The sequence below is a fragment of the Parazoarcus communis SWub3 = DSM 12120 genome (assembly GCF_003226565.1).
Lineage (GTDB): Bacteria > Pseudomonadota > Gammaproteobacteria > Burkholderiales > Rhodocyclaceae > Parazoarcus > Parazoarcus communis.
The window spans coordinates 158,143-165,642 of sequence record NZ_QKOE01000008.1; the positions used below are offsets into that span (position 1 = coordinate 158,143).

9 protein-coding genes are annotated in these 7,500 nt (G+C 63.8%); all 9 read left to right on the forward strand.

Annotation, left to right across the window (positions count from 1 at the left end):
- Window positions 1-15: 15 nt before the first annotated feature.
- Complete coding sequence (paaB, locus tag DNK49_RS13130) at window positions 16-303, forward strand: 1,2-phenylacetyl-CoA epoxidase subunit PaaB (RefSeq protein WP_110525238.1); 288 nt, start codon at window positions 16-18, stop codon at window positions 301-303.
- A 10-nt stretch (window positions 304-313) separates the two neighbouring features.
- A complete protein-coding gene (gene paaC, locus DNK49_RS13135) occupies window positions 314-1,084 on the forward strand; it encodes a 1,2-phenylacetyl-CoA epoxidase subunit PaaC (protein WP_110525240.1) in 771 nt (256 codons plus the stop codon).
- A 13-nt stretch (window positions 1,085-1,097) separates the two neighbouring features.
- The gene (gene paaD / locus DNK49_RS13140) at window positions 1,098-1,589 is read left to right on the forward strand and encodes a 1,2-phenylacetyl-CoA epoxidase subunit PaaD (protein WP_110525242.1); all 492 of its coding nucleotides are present in this window, start codon (window positions 1,098-1,100) and stop codon (window positions 1,587-1,589) included.
- Window positions 1,590-1,622: 33 nt separating this feature from the next.
- Entirely contained in the window at window positions 1,623-2,690 is a 1,068-nt protein-coding gene (gene paaE, locus DNK49_RS13145) for a 1,2-phenylacetyl-CoA epoxidase subunit PaaE (protein WP_110525244.1), read from the forward strand.
- Between the two features lie 64 nt (window positions 2,691-2,754).
- A complete protein-coding gene (locus DNK49_RS13150) occupies window positions 2,755-3,405 on the forward strand; it encodes a TetR/AcrR family transcriptional regulator (protein ID WP_110525246.1) in 651 nt (216 codons plus the stop codon).
- Window positions 3,406-3,463: 58 nt separating this feature from the next.
- Entirely contained in the window at window positions 3,464-4,675 is a 1,212-nt protein-coding gene (pcaF, locus tag DNK49_RS13155; protein ID WP_110525248.1) for a 3-oxoadipyl-CoA thiolase, read from the forward strand.
- A gap of 115 nt (window positions 4,676-4,790) precedes the next feature.
- The gene (locus DNK49_RS13160) at window positions 4,791-5,939 is read left to right on the forward strand and encodes an ABC transporter substrate-binding protein (protein ID WP_110525250.1); all 1,149 of its coding nucleotides are present in this window, start codon (window positions 4,791-4,793) and stop codon (window positions 5,937-5,939) included.
- Window positions 5,940-6,055: 116 nt separating this feature from the next.
- Window positions 6,056-7,093 carry a branched-chain amino acid ABC transporter permease gene (locus DNK49_RS13165; protein WP_110525252.1) on the forward strand — a complete coding sequence of 346 codons (1,038 nt, stop codon included), beginning with the start codon at window positions 6,056-6,058 and terminating at the stop codon, window positions 7,091-7,093.
- Window positions 7,094-7,163: 70 nt separating this feature from the next.
- A partial coding sequence (locus DNK49_RS13170) for an ABC transporter permease subunit (protein ID WP_424445155.1) occupies window positions 7,164-7,500 on the forward strand: 337 nt, incomplete at its 3' end.

The window sequence follows — 7,500 nt, forward strand, 5'->3', positions numbered from 1 at the left end:
CGAGGAGAATGAGACATGCAGAAAAAGGAATGGCCGCTGTGGGAAGTCTTCATCCGCAGCCGTAACGGCCTCGATCACAAGCACTGTGGCAGCGTTCACGCCCCCGACGCGACGATGGCGCTGCAAGTGGCACGCGATGTGTATACCCGCCGCCTGGAAGGCGTATCGATCTGGGTGGTGAAGGCCTCCGATATCGTGGCTTCCGATCCGGATGCCAAGCCCGAGCTGTTCGATCCGGCCGAAGACAAGATCTATCGCCACCCGACCTTCTATCAGCTGCCTGACGAAGTCAATCACATGTGAGGGCGGCAAGATGAGCGAACATGATATTACCCGCGCCGAGCACATCGAGTATGTGCTGCGCCTGGCCGACAACGTGCTGATCCTGGGGCAGCGCATCTCCGAATGGTGCGGTCACGCACCGGTGATCGAAGAGGATCTCGCCCTTTCGAACATGGCGCTTGATCTGATCGGACAGTCGCGACTGCTGCTGACCCATGCCGGCGAGCTCGAAGGCAAGGGGCGTGACGAGGACCAGCTTGCCTTCCTGCGGGTGGAGCGTGATTTCCGCAATGTCACCCTGATGGAAGTGCCGAATGAGGATTTTGGCCGTACCACGGTACGCAACTTCCTGTTCAGCGCCTTTCAGGTGCTGCTGTGGGACAAGCTGTCGGCGTCCACCGACCGGGCGCTGGCAGCGATTGCGGCAAAGAGCCTCAAGGAGGCGCGCTATCACCTCAATCACTCGGCGGAATGGGTGATCAGGCTGGGTGACGGTACCGCGCTGTCGCAGCAGAAAACCCAGGCTGCACTGGATTATCTGTGGCCCTACTCCGCCGAGCTGTTTGCCGACTCGCCGGTTGATGCTGCCGCAGCAGCCGCGGGCATCGGCCCTGCGTGGAGCGCGCTCGAGGCAGAATGGGAAGCCCTGGTGCTGCCGGTGCTGGCCGAGGCGACGCTGGTCGTTCCGGCGCGGACACCGTTCAAGAGTTTCGGCAAGTTCGGCCGTCATTCCGAGCACATGGGGCACCTGCTTGCCACCATGCAGTACATGCAGCGCACCTACCCTGGTGCGCAGTGGTAAGCGGAAGCCGATCATGCTGACCGAATCGCAGGCCTGGCAGGTGCTTGACGGCGTACCCGACCCGGAGGTGCCGGTCGTCTCGGTGGTCGAGCTCGGCATCATCCGCGAGCTGCGCTGCTCGGATGATGGCCTGACGGTGGTCGTGACCCCGACTTATTCGGGCTGCCCCGCCACCGAGGTCATTGGCCTGGCGATCCGTGACAGCCTGCTCGCGGCGGGCGCCCCCGGGGTCAAGCTCGAGACCCGGCTCGATCCACCCTGGACCAGTGACTGGATCGGTGACGCTGCGCGTGAAAAGCTGCGTGCCTACGGCATCGTGCCGCCTGGCGATCGCGCGGTGAGCGGAGCCGCGCAACCGATCCGCTTCGTGCGCAAGCGGCTGACCTGTCCGCGCTGCGGCTCGAACGATACCGAACGTCTGTCCGAGTTCGGCTCCACTGCCTGCAAGGCGACCTGGCGCTGCCGTAGCTGCCTTGAACCTTTCGAATATTTCAAACCGATCTGATCCGCCCGACAAGACGGACACCGGAGACACCGAATGACGCCCAAATTCCACCCCCTGAAGATCGCCGAGGTGCGCCGTGAAACGGCTGATGCGATCAGCCTGCGTTTCGACGTGCCGGCCGAGCTGGCCGAAGACTACCGTTTCGTCCAGGGGCAGCACCTGACCCTGAAGGCGCGGGTCAACGACGAAGAGCTGCGCCGCTCCTACTCCATCTGTGCTGGCGTGGATGACGGCGAGTTGCGGGTGGCAATCAAGAAGATTGGCGGTGGCCGCTTCTCGACCTGGGCGCATGACGGCCTCCAGGCCGGTGACGTGATCGAGGTGATGACGCCGGAAGGGCGTTTCCACACCGAACTGGATCCGGCGCAGGCCCGGCACTATGTGGCGTTTGCCGCGGGCAGTGGCATCACCCCCATCCTGTCCCTGATCAAGACGACCCTGAAGGCCGAGCCGAAGAGCCGCTTCACCCTGATCTACGGCAACCGTCGCCAGAACAGCGTGATCTTTGCCGAAGCGCTGGAGGACCTGAAGGACCGCTACATGACGCGCTTCACCCTGTACCACGTGTTCTCGCGCGAGGAACAGGAAGTGCCGCTGTTCAACGGTCGCCTCGACCGTGCCCGGGTCGCCAGCTTTCTCGACACCCTGATTCCGGCCGACAACATCGACGCGGCCTTCATCTGTGGTCCGGGCGCGATGATCGACGAGGTTGAAGCCGGTTTGCTGGCCGGTGGTCTGACGGCTGAGCGCATTCACCTGGAGCGTTTCGGCATTCCCGACAGCGGGCCAGCGCATCATGTAGAGGCCGGTGACGCGCCCCAGGCCCGGATCACCGTCATCGCAGACGGACTCAAGCGCGAGATGGAGTTCCGCGCCACCGATCCGTCCATCCTGGATGTGGCCCTGCGTGCCGGCATGGATCTGCCGTATTCGTGCAAGGGTGGGGTATGCTGCACCTGCCGCGCCAGGGTCCTCGAGGGCAAGGTCCGCATGGACAAGAACTACACCCTCGAACAGCCGGACGTTGACGCGGGCTTCGTGCTCACCTGCCAGGCCCATCCGCTGACCGAGCGGGTGGTCATCAGTTTCGACGATCGTTGAACGGAGCGGACTTCCGGTTTGCCGCGGGTGAGCGCCTACACACGCACGAACACGGAACCGAATCATGGCACGGGGTAAATCTCCCTCCTTCGAAGTCCAGCGCGGCGCCATCCTGCAGGAGGCGGCGCGGCTGTTTGCCGACAAGGGCTTCCACAACGCATCCATGGCCGAGCTGGCCAAGGCCTGCGGCGTGTCCAAGCCCTTGCTGTATCACTACTACCGAGACAAGGAACACATCCTGTTTGACATTGCCGACAGCTACATGGACCAGTTGCTGGCCATTGTCGCGGGTGTCGAGGCGCAGGATCTCGAAGCTGAACCGCATCTGGCGGCACTGGTGATGCGCTTCATGGAAGAGTATGAGCACTCGCAGAGCCAGCATGTGGTGCTGGTGCAGGACGTCAAGTTCCTGCAGGCGGCACAGGAAGAATACGTGGTCGGCAAGCAGCGCAAAGTGGTGGCCGCCTTTGCCGAGGCGATCGAACGGGTCGAGCCGGGACTGCGGGATCGTAGCCTGGACAAGCCCGTGGCGATGATCCTGTTCGGCATGATCAACTGGACCTTTACCTGGTTGCGCGCCGATGGCCGCTTCACCTATGCCGATATGGCACCCGTGGTGACGGCCATCCTGCTCAACGGGGTCAAGGGTCTGCTGCAGACCGGGCTGGTGGTCCCGGGACGGAATACCGACCTGGAAGCCGTCGCCTCCGATTGAAACGGACGTGACGGCTGGCCGGGACAACACAAGACATCAAATAAGAGGAGACAGCACTGTGACCGAAGCTTATATCTGCGATGGCATCCGTACCCCGATCGGACGCTACGGTGGTGCCTTGTCGGGTGTGCGCACCGACGATCTTGCCGCACTGCCGATCAAGGCACTGATTGCGCGCAACCCCGGGCTGGACTGGGCCGCGGTCGAGGATATCTACTACGGTTGCGCCAACCAGGCTGGCGAGGACAATCGCGATGTCGCCCGTATGGCGGGCCTGCTGGCCGGTTTGCCGATCGACGTGCCGGGCTCCACCCTCAACCGCCTTTGCGGGTCGGGCATGGATGCGGTGGGAACGGCTGCGCGCGCGATCAAGGCGGGGGAGGCGGGTCTGATGATCGCGGGCGGCGTCGAGAGCATGAGCCGGGCACCCTTCGTCATGGGCAAGGCCGACACCGCGTTCTCGCGTAGTGCGAAGATTGAGGACACCACCATCGGCTGGCGCTTCGTCAATCCACTGATGAAGGCGAAGTACGGCATCGACTCCATGCCCGAGACGGCCGAGAACGTTGCGACCGATTTCAAGGTCTCACGTGCCGATCAGGACGCCTTTGCGCTGCGCAGTCAGCAGCGCCATGCGGCAGCCGTGGAGTGCGGCTTCTTTGACGGGGAGTTGTGCCCGGTGGAGATTCCGCGCAAGAAGGGCGATCCGCTGGTCGTGGCCGCCGACGAACACCCTCGGCCCGATACCTCGCTGGAAGCATTGGCTCGCCTGAAAGGCGTGGTAAGGCCGGATGGCACGGTGACTGCCGGCAACGCATCCGGCACCAACGACGGAGCGGTCGCGCTACTGATCGCCTCTGGTGAGGCGGCTGCCAGGCACGGGCTGAAGCCGCGGGCGCGCATCGTCGCCATGGCCACAGCGGGGGTCGAGCCGCGCATCATGGGCATCGGGCCTGCGCCCGCCTCACGCAAGGTGCTGGCGATGGCCGGGCTGACGCTGGCGCAGATGGATGTCATCGAACTCAATGAGGCCTTCGCCGCACAAGGCCTGGCGGTCACCCGCCTGCTCGGCCTGCCGGACGACGATCCGCGCGTAAACCCCAATGGCGGCGCCATTGCACTCGGTCATCCTCTGGGGGCGTCGGGCGCACGTCTGGTGCTGACGGCGATGCGACAGCTTGAACGTACCGGTGGGCGCTATGGTCTGTGCACGATGTGCATCGGCGTCGGCCAGGGCATTGCGATGATCATCGAACGCGTCGAAGCGTGATTCAGGTCACAATTCGTCATTTTTAAACGATTTAGTTATGTGATAATTTTCACCCGCAAGCGAGCAGGCAACCCTCAAGCCTGTTCGCTCATATAAACGAAGAGGAGGAGACACCATGAAGTTGAAGCACACCCTGATGGCCGCCATCGGCCTGGCTTTTGCAGCGAGCGCCGTGCACGCCGACATCAACGTCGGTGTCACGGTCTCGGCGACCGGTCCTGCTGCCTCGCTGGGCATTCCGGAAAAGAACACTTTCGCCCTGATGCCGACGACCATCGGCGGCGAGAAGGTCAATTACATCGTCCTCGATGATGCGTCGGACACGACCACTGCGGTCAAGAACGTCCGCAAGCTGATTACCGAGAACAAGGTCGACGTCATCATCGGTTCCACTACCACGCCGAACTCGCTGGCGATGATCGACGTGGTGGCCGAGGCCGCAACGCCGATGATCTCGATGGCGGCATCCGCGCGCATCATCGAGCCGATCGATGACAAGAAGCGCTGGGTGTTCAAGACGCCGCAGAACGACGCACAGATGGCAACGGCGATCATCGAGCACATGACCAACAACAACGTGAAGACGGTCGCTTTCATCGGCTTTGCGGATGCCTATGGCGAAGGTTGGTATGAGCAGTTCAAGTCGGTGGCCGAGGCGCGCAAGCTGCAGATCGTGGCCAACGAACGCTTCAACCGCAACGACACGTCGGTGACGGGTCAGATCCTCAAGATCATCTCGTCGCGCCCTGATGCGGTACTGATTGCGGGTTCCGGCACGCCGGCCGCACTGCCGCAGAAGACCCTGAAGGAACGGGGTTATGCGGGCAAGCTGTATCAGACCCATGGCGTCGCCAACAACGATTTCCTGCGTGTCTGTGGCAAGGACTGCGAAGGCACCTTCCTGCCGGCCGGTCCAGTGCTGGTTGCGGCGCAGTTGCCGGACAGCAACCCGGTCAAGAAGCCGGCACTCGAGTACATCGCCAAGTACGAGGCTGCACATGGCAAGGGTTCGGTGTCGACCTTCGGCGCGCACGCCTGGGATGCCGGTCTGCTGATGGCAGCTGCCGTGCCCGAAGCGCTGAAGAAGGCCAAGCCGGGTACCGCCGAGTTCCGTGCGGCCATGCGTGATGCGCTCGAGAACGTGAAGGAGTTGCCGGCGGCACATGGCATCTTCAACATGAGCCCGACCGATCACCTTGGCTTCGATCAGCGCGCGCGCGTGATGGTCGAGATCAAGAACGGCACCTGGAGCCTGGTCAAGTAAGTCGCATCGTATTGATGCGGGGGCTTTCGCCCCCGCATCCCGCTTCGTTCGCAATAAATATCTAGTTAGCAAGCCACACCGGTCCGCCTGGACCCAGGGTGGGGCGAGGACTCGTCATGGACTTTCAAATCGCACTGCTGCTGGGGCAGGACGGCATCACCAACGGGGCGATCTACGCGCTGCTGGCGTTGGCGCTGGTGCTGGTGTTCGCGGTGACGCGGGTGATCTTCATTCCTCAGGGCGAATTCGTTGCCTTTGGCGCACTGACGCTGGCGATGATGCAGACCGGCATCGTGCCGGCCACGGTGTGGCTGCTGGTGGGCATGGGGGTGCTGGCGGCGGTGCTCGATGGGGGTGCCGCGCTCAAGTCGGGACAAACCAGAAAGCTGGTCGGCGTGGCCGGCTGGAACCTGGCCTATCCGCTGGGGCTGGCTGCGCTGCTGATGCTGCTGCCGCTCAAGGAACTGCCGATGCTCGCGCAAGTGCTGTTCGCACTGGCGATTGTGGTGCCGATGGGCCCCTTGATGTACCGCCTGGTGTACCAGCCGATCGCCTCGGCCCCGGTCCTGATCCTGCTGATCGTCTCGGTCGCCGCCCACGTCGGCATGGTGGGCCTGGGGCTGCTGTTCTTCGGTGCCGAAGGCCAGCGCACACCGCCGTTCAGCGACGTCCGCTTCGATGTCGGCCCGCTGCTGGTGTCGGGCCAGACGATCTGGGTCATCGTCGCCTCGCTTGCGCTGATCGTCGCACTCTACCTGTTCTTCGAGCGCACCATCTACGGCAAGGCCCTGCGCGCCACCGCGATCAACCGCACCGGTGCCCAGTTGATGGGGATCTCGCCCACCCTTGCCGGCAAGCTCACCTTCCTGCTCGCCGCCTTCATCGGCGCCCTGTCGGGCGTGCTGATCGCCCCGATCACCACCATCTACTACGACACCGGCTTCCTCATTGGTCTCAAGGGCTTCGTCGCCGCCATCATCGGCGGGCTGGCGAGCTACCCGGTCGCCGCGGTCGGCGCGGTTCTGGTCGGCCTGCTCGAAGCCTTCTCCTCGTTCTGGGCCAGCGCCTACAAGGAAGTGATCGTATTCACGCTGATCATCCCGGTCCTGCTGTGGCGCTCGCTCACCAGCCATCATCTGGAAGAAGAAGAGTGAGCCCCGCGTCATGACCGCCCGTCTGCCTCTCGACCCCATGCCCTCGTCTTCCGCACAAGGAGCCTCCGCCATGCTCTCGCCCCGCCTCGTGCTTGGCGTCTTCCTCGGCCTGCTGCTGGTCGCCCCGCTGGTGCTGCCGCCGTTCTACGTCACCCTGCTCAACTACATCGGCCTGTACGCCATGGTCGCGCTCGGGCTGGTGCTGCTCACCGGCGTGGGCGGGCTCACCAGCTTCGGCCAGGCCGCCTTCGTCGGTCTGGGCGCCTACACCACCGGGCTGCTCACCACCGCCACCGACCTGCCCGGCTACCTGTCGTGGCTGGCCGGTTCGCCCTGGCTCGCGCTGGTCGTCGGGCTGGTATTTACCGCCGTCGTCGCCATCGTGCTCGGCTCGCTCACGCTCAAGC